Source organism: Trichlorobacter sp. (assembly GCF_030247655.1).
In the GTDB taxonomy this organism is placed as follows: Bacteria; Desulfobacterota; Desulfuromonadia; order Geobacterales; family Pseudopelobacteraceae; genus Trichlorobacter.
Genome location: NZ_JAOTRZ010000018.1, coordinates 14,823 through 28,764 on the forward strand (window position 1 = coordinate 14,823; position 13,942 = coordinate 28,764).

The window sequence follows — 13,942 nt, forward strand, 5'->3', positions numbered from 1 at the left end:
TCCTAAAGAGAAAAAGGCTGAAAAGAAGATCAAAAAAGCTGACAAGAAATAATCTGAACCGCTCTGTTTTGAGCGATGCCTGAAAAGACCACAGGGGGTGCCTCTGTGGTCTTTTGGCGCAGAATGAGAGATACAGACAATGAGTGCTAGCGCATTTTCATCACTACATCTGAAACCAGCCATGCTGAAGAATCTGGCTTCATTGGGCTATGCCGCGATGACGCCGATTCAGGCCCACAGCCTGCCGCCGATTCTGGCTGGCAAAGACGTGATTGCCAAGGCCAAGACCGGCAGCGGCAAGACCGCCGCCTTCGGGATCGGTCTGTTAACCCAGCTTGATGCCGCTGTGCTACGGTTGCAGGCGCTGGTGCTCTGCCCCACCCGTGAGCTGGCTGATCAGGTGGCTAAAGAACTGCGACGTCTGGCCCGCTTTACGGAGAATATTCGGGTGTTGACCGTTTGCGGTGGAGTACCATTTGGCCCGCAACTAGGCTCTCTGGAGCATGGTGCCCACGTGGTGGTGGGCACTCCCGGACGTCTGCTGGATCACCTGCGGCGGGGCAGCCTTGATCTGTCTAGTCTGCAGACCCTGGTGCTGGATGAGGCGGACCGGATGCTGGATATGGGTTTTCAGGATGACATCCGCAGCCTGATTGCCGCTGCCCCGGTCAGGCGTCAGACCCTGCTGTTTTCTGCCACCTACCCGGATACGATTGCCGAGATGAGTGCGGCGATTCAGCACGGACCGGTTGAGGTCAGTGTGGATGAGGACCACGAAGCAGGGGCGATTGAGCAGATTTTTTACGAGGTAGAGCCGGATCAACGCAGTGAGGCGGTGGCCCGTATCCTTGCGCAGTATCGCCCGGAATCCAGCCTGGTCTTCTGCAATACCAAGCTGGACTGCCAGGAGCTGGTTGATGGGTTGAAAGAGCGCGGCTTTGCTGCATTGACGATTCATGGCGATCTGGAACAGCGGGAGCGGGATCAGGTGCTGGTCCGTTTTTCCAACAAGAGTGCCTCAGTGCTGGTGGCAACCGATGTTGCTGCCCGGGGCCTTGATATCAAGGATCTGGCCGCCGTAATCAACTTTGAGCTGTCCCGTAACCCGGAGGTGCATACCCACCGCATTGGCCGGACCGGCCGGGCAGGTGAACAGGGGCTGGCCATCAGTCTGGTCTCCCGGCGGGATAGCCGCCTGATCAAGGGGATGGAAGAGAACATGGACTGCAGGATTACCCTGCAGGAACTTTCTTCGCTGGCGCCGGTATTTGGCAGGCCGCCTGCACCTGCCATGGTTACGCTCTGTATTGATGGTGGCCGCAAAAACAAGCTGCGGCCCGGAGATATTCTGGGCGCCCTGACCGGCGAAGGCGGGATTGCCGGCAGTGAGGTGGGCCGGATTGATCTGTTTGATTTTCACAGCTATGTGGCTGTCGTGCGCCAGAGTGTTGATCAGGCCCTGGGCTGTCTGTCCGGTAACCGGATCAAGGGGCGTTTCTTCAAGGTGCGCAGAATCGGCTCAGGAGGCCGGCCATGACATCACTTAAACACCCTTTTCAGCAGCTTACCCCTGATTTTGTCATGGATGCCGTGGAGAGTCAGGGCTTCCGCTGCGATTGTCGCAATCTGACCCTGAACAGCTATGAAAACCGGGTCTATCAAGTGGGGATTGAGGACAGCAGGCCGCTGATTGCCAAGTTCTATCGTCCCAATCGTTGGACCGATCAGCAGATTATTGAGGAACATGATCTAAGCCTTGAGCTGGCCGGGCATGAACTGCCGGTGGTGGCCCCTTGGCGTAATGCCGCTGGCGAAAGCCTGTTTCTGTATCACCATTTCAAGTTTGCCCTCTATCCGCAGCAGGGCGGCCATGCCCCGGAGTTTGATAATCTGGATAATCTGCTGATCCTGGGCAGAATGCTGGGTAGAATGCACCGGATCGGCGCAGTCAGGCCGTTTCAGCAGCGGCCGGTGCTGGACAGTGCCAGCTTTGGCCATGCCAGCGTTGCCCTGATCAGCGAACAGTTTATCCCGCCCGAGTATCGTGAAAGCTACACGATTTTAACCGGTCAGTTGCTGCAGAAGATTGAACAGGCGTTGTCGGATGCCGGGCAGGTTCGCTTCATAAGGGTGCATGGTGACTGCCACAGCGGCAACATCCTCTGGCGTGACAATGCCCCCCATTTTGTGGATTTTGATGACAGCCGGATGGCACCGGCAGTGCAGGATATCTGGATGATGCTGTCCGGTGACCGCCCTCGCAAGCTGGTGCAGCTTGATGCGCTGCTGGAGGGCTACCAGGAATTCAATAGCTTTGATCCGGCTGAATTGCGGTTGATCGAGCCGCTACGCACCCTGCGGATGCTGCACTACAGCGCCTGGCTGGCCAGCCGCTGGGATGACCCGGCCTTTCCGATCGCCTTCCCCTGGTTTAACAGTATGCACTACTGGGGCGAGCATATCCTTGAGCTGCGCGAACAGTTGGCAGCCCTGGATGAACCACCGTTGGAACTTTTGTAATGGCTGGATTGATGACAGGAGGTACTGTCTATGAAGCCTGCTTTCAGTAAGAAGATGGGGCGCTGGTTCCTTACCGACCGGGTCAGGGATCTGGTGGATTGGTGGGGTACCCCTCAATCACAGGGTGAAGAACCGCCGCCGGTGCAGAAACCGGTTGCTGATGGAGCGGAGCTGATCAGTCTGCCGGAACGTGCTGATTGGAATATTCCTTCCTATGATCTGGTTGAGGCGATTGCCAGCAGGGAAAGCCAGCGCCGTTTCAGTGATATTCCGCTGACACAGGATGAACTGGCCTTTCTGCTCTGGAGTACTCAGGGGGTACGTAAGAAATTGCACGAGGCGGCAGTGCTGCGAACGGTCCCCTCTGCTGGATGTCGCCACCCCTTTGAGACCTATCTGGTGGTGCTGCGGGTGGAGGGGCTCTTGCCTGGTCTTTATCGTTATCTGCCTCTTGATCACGCCCTGGTCCTTGAATCTGCGTCTGGTGACCTGGCGCAACGAGTAACCGCTGCAACGCGAGGACAACGTTTTGCCGGGCAGGCTGCCGTAACCTTTGTCTGGAGTGCGATTCCGGCCCGTACTGAGTGGCGTTATGCCGAGGCATCGACAAAGGTGATTGCGCTGGATGCCGGGCATGTCTGCCAGAACCTCTATTTGGCCTGTGGCGCAATCGGTTGCGGTACCTGTGCCATTGCCGCCTATGATCAGGACCTGGCTGATGAGTTGATCGGCGCGGATGGCGATAACGAGCTGGTGGTCTATCTTTCGCCGGTTGGTAAACGTAGTAAATAACCTTGTCTGATGGAATAATTTGACTCTATGACCAAAACAGAACTGCTTGCGATCATCATCAGTACCCTTGAGGCTGATCTGAAATTGTTTTTTACTGCTGCAAAGGCGGCCCATGAGGCAGCCACCCATGAAGAGTGCGCCCCGGACAACAAGTATGATACCACGGCGTTGGAGGCATCCTATATTGCCCAGGGCCAGGCCAACCGTGCCCAGGAGATCCGGGTTGCACTGGAGGCGTATCGTAATCTTGTGCTGCAGAATTTTGATGACGAGAGTCCGATCCGCTTGTCTGCATTGGTGATCCTGGAGGATGAAGAGGGAAATCAGCGCAGACTGTTCCTTGGTCCCTATGGCGGTGGGATGAAGATTCCTGCTGCCGCTGGTGAGATAGTGGTAATTACTCCCGGTTCTCCACTGGGACGCAGTCTGTTGGGTAAGCAGGTTGGTGATGAACTGCAGACTGAGGATCATGCACTGACTACGGCCTTTACGGTAGTGCAGGTTGTGTAACGGATCTGTTTCCGTAGGGTGGCGTTCGGATGGCAGTGTCGTCTGCTGAGTAGATAAGTAACTCTTGTGTGTAAAACGGCGCGGTGACGGCTAGTCAAGCCGACCCGCAGCTCTCGCCCTAGTCAGCTGGATTATATTGGATTTTCTGGCCTGCTGCTTTTGTAGTCAATTGTTCTGTCAGGTGTTGGTGGTTATGTGGTGCCAGTTAAAATGGATTAAAAAACAGCATGTTGTGCGTATAATGGCTCTGTTTGTGGCATTGTTGTCTGTGGTTGGCCCGTTATTTGCTGTTAAATAAGTCCGTTTTGCTGGTGGTTGGCACAAACTTATATCTTCACAAGGGTTGCACTATGAAAACTATCGGAGTACCCAAAAAACAGGGACTGTACGATCCCCGGTTTGAGCATGATGCCTGTGGCGTTGGTTTTGTAGCCAATATCAAGGGCGCAAAGTCCCATGATATCGTGCAGCAGGCCCTGACTATCCTGGCCAATCTGGATCACCGCGGCGCGGTCGGTTGCGAGCATAATACCGGTGACGGCGCCGGTATCCTGCTGCAGATGCCGGACAGCTTCCTGCGCAAGGTCTGTGCTCCCCTGAATATTGAACTGCCTGAACAGGGCACGTATGGCGTTGCCATGGTCTTTACCTCTCCTGAGGCCACTGAGCGTAACAGCGCCCGTCATATCCTTGAGCGGATCCTGCATGAGGAACAGCTGCAGATTATCGGCTGGCGCGATGTGCCCACTGACAACTCGTCGCTGGGAAATACCGCTAAGGCCGGTGAGCCGCTGGTGCGTCAACTGTTCCTGAAGCCGGTTGATGAAAGCCTTGATGAGGCCGCCTTCAATCGCAAGCTGTATATCGTCAACCAGCGTGCCATCCATGAGATCCGTGACCCGGAAGTGGATAACCACTGGTATGTCTCCAGTATCTCCACCCGTACCATCATCTACAAAGGGATGCTGATGCCGGTGCAGGTGGATCAGTATTTCCCTGATCTGCGTGACCAGGATATGGTCTCGGCCCTGGCCCTGGTCCATTCACGTTTCTCCACCAATACCTTCCCCAGTTGGGAACGGGCCCACCCTTACCACCTGATGGCCCACAACGGCGAGATCAACACCCTGCGGGGCAACGTCAACTGGATGCATGCCCGCCAGTCGCTGCTCAACAGTGAGCTGTTTGGTGATGACCTTGCCAAGGCGCTGCCGATCATCAATACCAATGGTTCTGACTCGGCCATGTTTGATAACTGCCTTGAACTACTTGCAATGTCGGGTTATTCGCTGCCCCACGCCGTGATGATGATGGTGCCGGAACCGTGGGAAAACCACGAAGGGATGAACGACGAGAAACGTGCCTTTTACGAGTACCATTCCTGTCTGATGGAACCGTGGGATGGTCCTGCTGCGGTCTGTTTTACCGATGGTCGCAGTATCGGTGCTGTGCTGGACCGGAATGGTCTGCGTCCCTGCCGCTACTACATCACCACTGATGATCGGGTGATCATGGCCTCTGAGGCCGGTGTGCTGCCGGTTGCGCCTGAGCAGATCGTGAAGAAGGGTCGTCTGCAGCCGGGCAAGATGTTCCTGATCGATACTGAGCAGGGCCGGATTGTGCCGGACGAGGAAATCAAGCAGGAGTTGGCAGCGGCCAGGCCTTACGGAGCGTGGCTGAAGGAGAATCACCTGTTGCTGCAGGATCTGCCGGAGGCAGCGATGCAGGAGCCGGATCACGAAACCGTACTGCAGCGTCAGCAGGCCTTTGGTTATACCTTTGAGGATCAACGGGTCATTCTTGGTCCCATGGCTACGGATGGCGTTCAGCCGCTGGGCTCCATGGGCACTGATACGCCGCTGGCGGTGCTTTCTGATCAGTCCCAGTTACTCTATAACTACTTCAAGCAGCTGTTTGCCCAGGTGACCAACCCGCCGATCGATCCGATCCGCGAAGAGCTTATCACCTCTACGACTACGTTGATCGGCTCGGAAGGTAACCTGCTCAAACCGGCTGCAGCCAGCGCACGTCGCATAAAATTGGAGCAACCGATCCTTTCCAACGAAGAGTTTGAAAAGCTGCGTTCCCTGGATCGCCCCGGCTTTAAGACCACCACCCTGACCCTGCTGTTCAAGGCAGCCGATGGTGCCGATGGGATGGAGAAGGCGCTGGAAAGCCTGTTTAGCGCTGCCATCCGCCACATTGAGGCAGGTACCACCATCCTGGTGCTGTCCGACCGCGGTGTGAATGAGGAGTTCGCTGCAATTCCTGCCCTGCTGGCGGTTTCAGGCCTGCATCACTTCCTGATCCGTAACGCAACCCGTACCCGGGTTTCGTTGGTGCTGGAGTCAGGCGAGCCCCGCGAGGTACATCACTTTGCGGTGCTGCTGGGCTATGGCGTAACTGCCATCAACCCTTATCTGGCCTTTGAGTCCCTGGACGATATGATCAAACAGGGAATGCTGCCGGGACTTGACCATAAGAAAGCGGTCAAGAACTTCATCAAGGCCTCCATCAAAGGGGTGGTCAAGACCATGGCCAAGATGGGGATCTCTACGGTGCAGAGCTACCGTGGTGCCCAGATCTTTGAGGCGGTTGGTCTGCACCAGTCGGTGATTGACAAGTACTTTACCTGGACCCCGTCCCGGATCGGCGGCACCAATCTGAGCGGGATCGCCACCGAACTGCTGGCGCGCCACGCCAAGGCCTACCCCAAGCGTGTGGCCGCAGATCCGACCCTTGATCCGGGTGGCCAGTACCAGTGGCGCAAGGATGGAGAAGAACACCTCTTTAATCCGTTGACCATCACCTCATTGCAGAAGGCGACCCGCACGGGCGACTATCAGGAGTTCAAGGTCTTTTCAAACCTGATTGACGAGCAGAGTGAGCGTCACTACACCCTGCGCGGCCTGCTTGATTTCAAGAACCGCGTACCGGTGCCGCTGGACGAGGTTGAGTCAGTGGAAGAGATCGTAAAACGTTTCAAGACCGGCGCCATGTCCTACGGCTCCATCAGCCAGGAGGCCCATGAGGCGCTGGCCATCGCCATGAACCGGATCGGTGGCCGCTCCAACACCGGTGAAGGTGGCGAAGACCCTGCCCGCTTTACCTGGACCAATGAGCTGGGTGATTCGAAAAACAGCAATATCAAACAGGTGGCTTCCGGTCGTTTTGGTGTGACCAGTGAGTATCTGACCAATGCCGGTGAGCTGCAGATTAAACTGGCCCAGGGAGCCAAGCCGGGCGAGGGTGGCGAGCTGCCCGGTCATAAGGTCTATCCCTGGGTTGCCAAGACCCGTCACACCACCCCCGGTGTCGGGCTGGTATCGCCGCCGCCACACCATGATATCTATTCCATTGAGGATCTGGCTGAACTGATCCACGATCTGAAGAACGCCAACCGTCGTGCCCGGATCAGCGTTAAGCTGGTCTCCGAGGTGGGGGTTGGTACCATCGCTGCCGGTGTGGCCAAGGCCCATGCCGATGTAGTGCTGATCAGCGGGTATGATGGCGGTACCGGTGCATCGCCGATCTCCAGTATCAAACATGCCGGTCTGCCCTGGGAATTGGGGTTGGCCGAGACCCATCAGACCCTGATGCTGAACAACCTGCGCAGCCGGATTATTGTTGAGGTTGATGGCCAGTTAAAGACCGGCCGTGACGTCGTAATCGGGGCCCTGCTGGGGGCGGAGGAGTTTGGTTTTGCCACCGCACCGCTGGTCACCCTGGGCTGCGTTATGATGAGGGTCTGCCACAGCAATACCTGTCCGGCCGGCGTGGCCACCCAGGACCCTGAGCTGCGGAAGCGGTTCAGCGGCAAGCCGGAGTATGTGGTCAACTTTATGCGTTTTGTGGCCATGGAAGTGCGTGAGATCATGGCGCAGCTCGGCTTCCGCACCTTTAACGAGATGGTGGGGCGTGCCAATGTGCTGGAGCCCAAAAAAGCGGTGGCCCACTGGAAGGCACAGGGGCTGGACTTCAGCAACATTCTTTATACTCCTGACATGGGGATCGGTGCGGTCAGCTACTGCACCGAGGCTCAGGACCACGGGCTGGAGAAGTGTATCGACCTGTCAAAGCTGCTGGAGATCTGCAAACCGGCCATTGAAAAGGGTGAAAAGGTGACTGCTGAGCTGTCGATCACCAATATTGACCGGGTTGTCGGTACTATTATCGGCAACGAGATTACCCGTAACCATGGTGCTGCAGGTCTGCCGGAAGGTACGGTAAAGCTGCGCTTTAACGGTTCAGCCGGTCAGAGCTTTGGTGCCTTCATGCCAAAGGGAATGACCCTTGAACTGTCCGGTGATGCCAATGACTATCTGGGTAAGGGACTTTCCGGCGGTAGTATTGTGGTGTACCCACCTGCCGGTTCCAGCTTTGCGGCAGAAGAAAACATTATTGCCGGCAACGTGGCCTTCTACGGTGCCACCAGCGGTACGGCCTATATCCGCGGTATGGCTGGCGAGCGATTCTGTGTACGTAACTCCGGTGTTAATGCGGTGGTTGAAGGGGTAGGTGACCACGGTTGCGAATATATGACCGGCGGTACGGTGGTGGTGCTTGGGGCAACCGGGCGCAACTTTGCTGCCGGTATGAGCGGCGGTATCGCCTATGTGCTGGATGAAAAAGGCGATTTTGCCGGTCATTGCAACACCCAGATGGTTGCTCTGGAACAGCTTGATGAGCAGGATGTGGCGACCTTGAAAGAGATGCTCAGTAATCATAAGGAGCGGACCGGCAGTACCAGGGCAGCGGCGGTGCTGGCTGACTGGAACAGCTATCTACCCAGGTTTGTCAAGGTGATGCCGATGGATTACAAGCGGGTGTTGCAGGCGTTGGAGCGGGCCAAGGCAGCCGGTTTGAGCGGTGATGATGCACTAACCGCCGCGTTTGAAGAAAACTGGCATGAGGCAGCAGCGCACTAGCAGGATGCAATCGGCTGATTATCGTATCTGATACTAACAATTTTGATTCTTTGCTTCTGATAGGACACGACCATGGGAAAACCAACCGGATTTATGGAATACTGCCGTGAAATACCGGCAGACCGCGAACCGCTTGAGCGTATCAACGACTGGAACGAGTTCCACCTGCATATGTCGGAGGAAGGGCTGCGTACCCAGGGAGCACGCTGCATGGATTGCGGCATCCCGTTCTGCCATACCGGCACGCTGCTTTCTGGCATGGCCAGCGGCTGCCCGATCAATAACCTGATCCCGGAGTGGAACGACTTGATCTACCGCGGCCTCTGGCGTCAGGCTCTGGAACGTCTACACCGCACTAATAATTTCCCTGAGTTTACTGGCCGGGTCTGTCCAGCCCCCTGCGAAGGTTCCTGTACCCTGGGGATGATTGACCCCGCCGTTACGATCAAGAATATTGAGGTCAGCATTGTTGAGCGTGGCTGGCAGGAGGGCTGGATTGTTCCTAATCCGCCCAAGGTTCGCACCGGTAAAAAGGTGGCGGTGGTAGGTTCCGGTCCTGCCGGTCTGTCTGCTGCTGCTCAATTGAACAAGGCCGGTCACACGGTTACCGTGTTTGAACGTGCTGATCTGCCTGGTGGCCTGTTGATGTACGGCATCCCTAACATGAAGCTGGACAAGCGTGAGGTGGTACTGCGCCGGGTCAAGCTGCTGGAACTGGAAGGGATCAACTTCGTCTGCAATACCGCCATCGGTGGCAGCGACTATCCGGTTGAGAAGCTGCGGGGTGAGTTTGATGCCGTGGTGCTGGCTACCGGTGCAACCCTGCCCCGTGACCTGCCGATTGAGGGACGTGGCCTGAACGGGGTTCATTTAGCCATGGATTTTCTGGCGGCTAACACCAAGGCTGTGCTGAATCCCGGCACTGATGTTATCTCTGCCAAGGGTAAGGATGTGATCATCATCGGCGGCGGTGATACCGGCACCGACTGTGTGGCAACTTCATTGCGCCATGGCTGTAATTCGGTGGTCCAGCTGGAGATTATGCCGCAATCACCTGAACAGCGCGCTGCGGATAACCCCTGGCCGGAATGGCCCAAGATCCACAAAGTGGATTATGGTCAGGAAGAGGCTGCTGCTAGGTATGGTGCTGACCCCCGTACCTACCTGACCACCGCCACCAGGTTTGAAGGGGACGCTGCCGGTAATCTGACCGCTGTTCACACCGTGCAGGTCGCCTGGAGCAAAAATGAAAAGGGGCAGTTTGTGCCAACCCCGGTACCTGGCACTGAGCAGGTGCGTCCTGCCGGTCTGGTGCTGCTGGCCATGGGCTTCCTGGGTCCGGAACAGCCACTGCTGGATGCTCTGGGTGTTGAGCGGGACCCCCGCAGCAACATCAAGGCAGAGTATGAGTGTTATGCTACGAGCATCCCTGGCGTCTTTGCTGCCGGCGACTGTCGTCGTGGCCAGAGTCTGGTGGTCTGGGCTTTTAATGAAGGCCGTGGCGCTGCACGGGAGTGTGATCGTTACCTGATGGGTGGGACAGAGCTGCCCTAAAAATCAACAGCACCGTTTAGTTTGCCAGAAGGCCGGGAATACTCCCGGCCTTCTTTGTTATGCACTGCAACGATGCCGGGTTGTATTTCAGCGCAAAGCTGGTACGCTACGCTACAACATCAGTATTCTTTGTTTATCTGCCATACAAAGGGAGCATCCATCAATGCACTACACTTCTTCCTTTCTGAGCCTGCTGCTCACCATCATTATGTTGCTAACTGCAGTGCTGCCGTCACAGGCAGACAATTTTACTGCCGATGTCGGCGCGGGCATGCTGGTTATCAGCAAGTCAGACAACCTGTGGGGGCGGGGCAAATCATCCATTACCAGCCTGGGGGACAGCCCGCAAAGCCAGACCGTTGTCATGGCAATACCAGCACTGCTGCTGCGCTATCGTCAGGACTCCCTGAAAAACACCTGGTTTGCTGGTGCCACAGAAGAGGACTACGGTCGGGTGGCAATCGGGGTTAAACATGATCTGGAAAAGGGGGCGGTTGAGGCAGCCCTGTTCTACTCATTCATGGGCAGTGAATGGGAAGACCCCTACACGCTTAACAGAAATTCTACCAGTGTACAAAATTTCGGTCTCCGGGCCGGTTGGGAAAAAATCACAGGAAGCCCTTTCTCCGTGCACTACACCGTTTCAGCAAAACTGGTGAATAATGATCTAAGCGGAGAACGTTACTCTGCTCTGAAGCGGGACGGCACAAAGCACCGTCTGGGGATCACCTATACGCTCAAGCTGACCGAGACTCTTACGCTTACTCCTTCGCTGGCTTTTGAACGGGAAATCGCAGAAGGGGCTGCAAACCGTTACAGCTCTCCCATCGGGGCGGTGTCTCTTGTCTGGCGGCTGCAGGACCTGACCTGGATCAACAGGGTTTCAGGGGCCTACGCCTTCCATGACAGCGTTAATCCGGTTTTTGGCAAAACCCTGAAGGAGCCGGGCTATAGCGCGACCTCCCTCGTCCTGTGGAAGAATCCCTTTGACTTCAAAAAATACTGGCTGACCGCCGGCACCGTCTACGGGCAGACCATTCCCAACATCACCTTTTTTGAAAAACGCTCAAACTACTTCTTTCTGCTGGGAGGATATTCGTTTTAAGTTTGATTGGCACCTTTGCAGGATTAAACGGTACACTATGAAAAACATGTGCAACACACAGAGGGGAAATAAACCATGAATCTTGCCGAATTATTTGCCAATCCAGGTCTGGGTGTGATCTCCACATCATCCTCTGACGGTCGCGTCAACAGCGCAGTCTATGCCCGCCCGCACGTCATCGATGAAACAACTCTGGTCTGGGGCATGACCGACAAACGCACCTATCAGAACCTGACCCGCAACCGCCATGCCGCATTTTTGTTCAAAACCAACCAGCCCGGCTTCAACGGTGTGCGGCTGGCCCTGGAACTGATCAGGACCGAAGAAAAGGGAGAACTGCTGGCGACGATCAAGGAGAATGCCGAAGAGATCGTCGGCCCGGGGGCTGGCGCGTCTGTTACCCATGCAGCCTGGTTTAAGGTGGTGGAAGTACGAAGTCTGATCTGATTATTGCACTCTTGAGAGGGGAAAGAACGTCTTCCTTTGTACTCCACAAAAGCTCTAGGTAGCAAATTTTACATCTGAATTTCGCGTGTCGGAAAAAAGTGAGGCGGAGTGGTTGATGAAGAATGTTTATCTGATAATCTGTTCAATGCTGATTCTACTGACAGGAACAATGGATGGTATGGCAACGGAAGAAGCTCCTTACAAGGTCTTGAAAAACGACGGCATTTTTGAACTACGGGAATATGAGCCGCAGATTCTGGCGGAAATCATTGTCGACGGAGATGTTGAGGATGTCGGCAACACAGCATTCAGACCGTTGTTCAGGTATATCTCGGGCGATAATCGTTCGCGGAGCAAAATTTCCATGACCGCTCCGGTATCCCAGGAGACCAAAGGCGAAAAAATTTCTATGACTGCGCCGGTGAGTCAGGAGAAGGTGAAGGGGAAATGGGCTGTCAGCTTCATGATGCCGGCTTCGTACACCATGGAAACCATCCCTGTCCCTGATAATCCGGCCATAAAGCTGCGCCAGGTACCGACCCGCACTGTTGCTGCAGTCCGTTATTCCGGTTTCTGGAGCGAAGAAAAGTATTTGCTGCACAAGGAAAAACTGGAAGCGTGGTTGCGGGACAATAAACTTACAGCTGCTGGCGAAGCGGTCTGGGCTCGCTACAATCCACCCTTTACCCTTTGGTTTTTTTTTTGTAACGAAATTTTGATTCCGGTGGGGCACTAATCTGAAAGAAAGGTCATCTGACATGCCTCATCAGAGCATGGACGCTTTGACCCGGAAAAGGAGAAACAGAGATGACAACTGATGGAAAACCGTGGAGTCCCTATCTGGCAGGTGCACTGGCCGGTCTGGTCAGTATTGGTTCAGTATGGTTTGCAGGCAAGTACTTTGGTGCCTCAACCACCTTTGTAAAGACCGCCGGGATGTTGGAACAGCTCTTCAGCCCTGAACGGGTAGCGCAGATGGAGTATTTTATCAAGGAAGTACCCAAGGTGGACTGGCAAGGCATGTTTCTGGTCGGAATCTTTGGTGGTGCCTTGATCGCCTCCCTGACAGACGGATCCTTCCGTTTACAAAAAATTCCTGCGCTATGGGAAAAACGTTTTGGTGCAAGTATCCCCAAGCGGGGTATTCTGGCCTTTATGGGGGGCACCGTGGCCATGTTCGGGGCTCGGCTGGCCGATGGCTGACCGAGCGGTCATGGGCTGAGCGGTTCGCTTCAGCTAGCGTTAAGCGGTTTTATTTCTCTGGCATGTTTTTTCATAGGTGGAATTATCATGGCCCGGTTGCTGTATCGTGGAGGTGAGCAATGAGCCAGCTCATGTATGGTTTGATTACTGGCTTTCTTTTCGGTTTTCTGCTGCAGAAAGGGCGGGTCTTACGGTTTGAAAAACAGATTAACGCCTTGCTTTTCAAGGATCTGACCATCATCAAGTTTATGCTCTCCAGCGTAGTTGTCGCCATGGTGGGAACATACCTGCTTGTTGATCTGGAGCTGGCCAAGCTTTCAATCAAGACAACCATTCTGGGGGCAAACATAATCGGTGGCCTTTTGTTCGGGCTTGGCTGGGGTGTTTTGGGCTATTGCCCCGGCACCTCAATCGGTGCAGTGGCAGAGGGGCGCTGGGATGCACTCTGGGGTGTGCTCGGCATGCTGGCCGGAGCCGCTCTCTACGCCGAGGTTTTTCCTGCCATGAAAACCACCATACTTACCTGGGGAAATATGGGCAAGGTCACCCTGCCGCAACTACTGGGGATCAACCACTGGTTTATGATCGTGCCGTTTGTAGTGGGAACGCTGTTTCTGTTCCGCTGGATTGAAAAAAAAGAACTGTAACCGAACTGGGGGTATTCGCTACTTGTTCAGATTACGCTGTGGAGAGACTGTATGATCAACGGCATCAAAAAATTTGAAAAGTTGATTATTAAGGTGCTGGTTGTGCTGATGGCGGTGGTATTACCAGCCCTTTGAAAAACAAGTAGTAAAAACAGCTGGTTTTTGGTAATATTTTGTGCATAACATTTCGTTTTTATTGGAGAAAGTTATGCGCGGTTCCGATAGTAATGCAGGCC

General features: G+C 55.1%; 11 protein-coding genes. All 11 read left to right on the forward strand.

What is annotated here, in order from left to right; translation table 11 throughout:
- Nucleotides 1-139: 139 nt before the first annotated feature.
- The 11 genes from dbpA (at nucleotide 140) to OEL57_RS03005 (ending at nucleotide 13,706) form a co-directional block, all read left to right on the forward strand.
- Nucleotides 140-1,537: an ATP-dependent RNA helicase DbpA gene (dbpA, locus tag OEL57_RS02955; RefSeq protein ID WP_300736826.1), complete on the forward strand. Its 1,398-nt coding sequence runs from the start codon at nucleotides 140-142 to the stop codon at nucleotides 1,535-1,537.
- Nucleotides 1,534-2,520 (forward strand): serine/threonine protein kinase, encoded by a 987-nt coding sequence (locus OEL57_RS02960; protein ID WP_300736829.1) that lies wholly within the window; start codon nucleotides 1,534-1,536, stop codon nucleotides 2,518-2,520. The genes dbpA and OEL57_RS02960 overlap by 4 nt, the downstream gene beginning before the upstream one ends.
- A gap of 30 nt (nucleotides 2,521-2,550) precedes the next feature.
- Nucleotides 2,551-3,312 (forward strand): SagB/ThcOx family dehydrogenase, encoded by a 762-nt coding sequence (locus tag OEL57_RS02965; RefSeq protein WP_300736832.1) that lies wholly within the window; start codon nucleotides 2,551-2,553, stop codon nucleotides 3,310-3,312.
- Nucleotides 3,313-3,339: 27 nt separating this feature from the next.
- The gene (locus tag OEL57_RS02970; protein WP_300736835.1) at nucleotides 3,340-3,822 is read left to right on the forward strand and encodes a transcription elongation factor GreAB; all 483 of its coding nucleotides are present in this window, start codon (nucleotides 3,340-3,342) and stop codon (nucleotides 3,820-3,822) included.
- Between the two features lie 350 nt (nucleotides 3,823-4,172).
- Nucleotides 4,173-8,750: a glutamate synthase large subunit gene (gene gltB / locus OEL57_RS02975; RefSeq protein ID WP_300736838.1), complete on the forward strand. Its 4,578-nt coding sequence runs from the start codon at nucleotides 4,173-4,175 to the stop codon at nucleotides 8,748-8,750.
- Nucleotides 8,751-8,822: 72 nt separating this feature from the next.
- Nucleotides 8,823-10,304, forward strand: coding sequence for a glutamate synthase small subunit (gltD, locus tag OEL57_RS02980; RefSeq protein ID WP_300736841.1), 1,482 nt, complete (start codon nucleotides 8,823-8,825; stop codon nucleotides 10,302-10,304).
- Between the two features lie 163 nt (nucleotides 10,305-10,467).
- On the forward strand, nucleotides 10,468-11,409 hold the full coding sequence (locus OEL57_RS02985; RefSeq protein WP_300736844.1) for a DUF2860 family protein: 942 nt from the start codon (nucleotides 10,468-10,470) through the stop codon (nucleotides 11,407-11,409).
- A 75-nt stretch (nucleotides 11,410-11,484) separates the two neighbouring features.
- Nucleotides 11,485-11,856 (forward strand): pyridoxamine 5'-phosphate oxidase family protein, encoded by a 372-nt coding sequence (locus tag OEL57_RS02990; RefSeq protein ID WP_300736851.1) that lies wholly within the window; start codon nucleotides 11,485-11,487, stop codon nucleotides 11,854-11,856.
- Between the two features lie 115 nt (nucleotides 11,857-11,971).
- A complete protein-coding gene (locus OEL57_RS02995; RefSeq protein ID WP_300736858.1) occupies nucleotides 11,972-12,592 on the forward strand; it encodes an SOUL family heme-binding protein in 621 nt (206 codons plus the stop codon).
- A gap of 71 nt (nucleotides 12,593-12,663) precedes the next feature.
- The gene (locus tag OEL57_RS03000; RefSeq protein ID WP_300736861.1) at nucleotides 12,664-13,182 is read left to right on the forward strand and encodes a YeeE/YedE thiosulfate transporter family protein; all 519 of its coding nucleotides are present in this window, start codon (nucleotides 12,664-12,666) and stop codon (nucleotides 13,180-13,182) included.
- The gene (locus OEL57_RS03005) at nucleotides 13,179-13,706 is read left to right on the forward strand and encodes a DUF6691 family protein (protein WP_300736864.1); all 528 of its coding nucleotides are present in this window, start codon (nucleotides 13,179-13,181) and stop codon (nucleotides 13,704-13,706) included. Before OEL57_RS03000 ends, OEL57_RS03005 begins: the two co-directional genes overlap by 4 nt.
- Nucleotides 13,707-13,942: the final 236 nt, after the last annotated feature.

Excerpts from the sequence above, each read along its gene's own strand:
- OEL57_RS02970 (WP_300736835.1), top strand. The coding sequence starts at position 3,340 with ATGACCAAAACAGAACTGCTTGCGATCATCATCAGTACCCTTGAGGCT.
- OEL57_RS03005 (WP_300736864.1), top strand. The coding sequence starts at position 13,179 with ATGAGCCAGCTCATGTATGGTTTGATTACTGGCTTTCTTTTCGGTTTT.
- gltB (WP_300736838.1), top strand. The coding sequence starts at position 4,173 with ATGAAAACTATCGGAGTACCCAAAAAACAGGGACTGTACGATCCCCGG.
- gltD (WP_300736841.1), top strand. The coding sequence starts at position 8,823 with ATGGGAAAACCAACCGGATTTATGGAATACTGCCGTGAAATACCGGCA.
- OEL57_RS02995 (WP_300736858.1), top strand. The coding sequence starts at position 11,972 with ATGAAGAATGTTTATCTGATAATCTGTTCAATGCTGATTCTACTGACA.
- OEL57_RS02985 (WP_300736844.1), top strand. The coding sequence starts at position 10,468 with ATGCACTACACTTCTTCCTTTCTGAGCCTGCTGCTCACCATCATTATG.
- dbpA (WP_300736826.1), top strand. The coding sequence starts at position 140 with ATGAGTGCTAGCGCATTTTCATCACTACATCTGAAACCAGCCATGCTG.
- OEL57_RS02965 (WP_300736832.1), top strand. The coding sequence starts at position 2,551 with ATGAAGCCTGCTTTCAGTAAGAAGATGGGGCGCTGGTTCCTTACCGAC.
- OEL57_RS02990 (WP_300736851.1), top strand. The coding sequence starts at position 11,485 with ATGAATCTTGCCGAATTATTTGCCAATCCAGGTCTGGGTGTGATCTCC.
- OEL57_RS02960 (WP_300736829.1), top strand. The coding sequence starts at position 1,534 with ATGACATCACTTAAACACCCTTTTCAGCAGCTTACCCCTGATTTTGTC.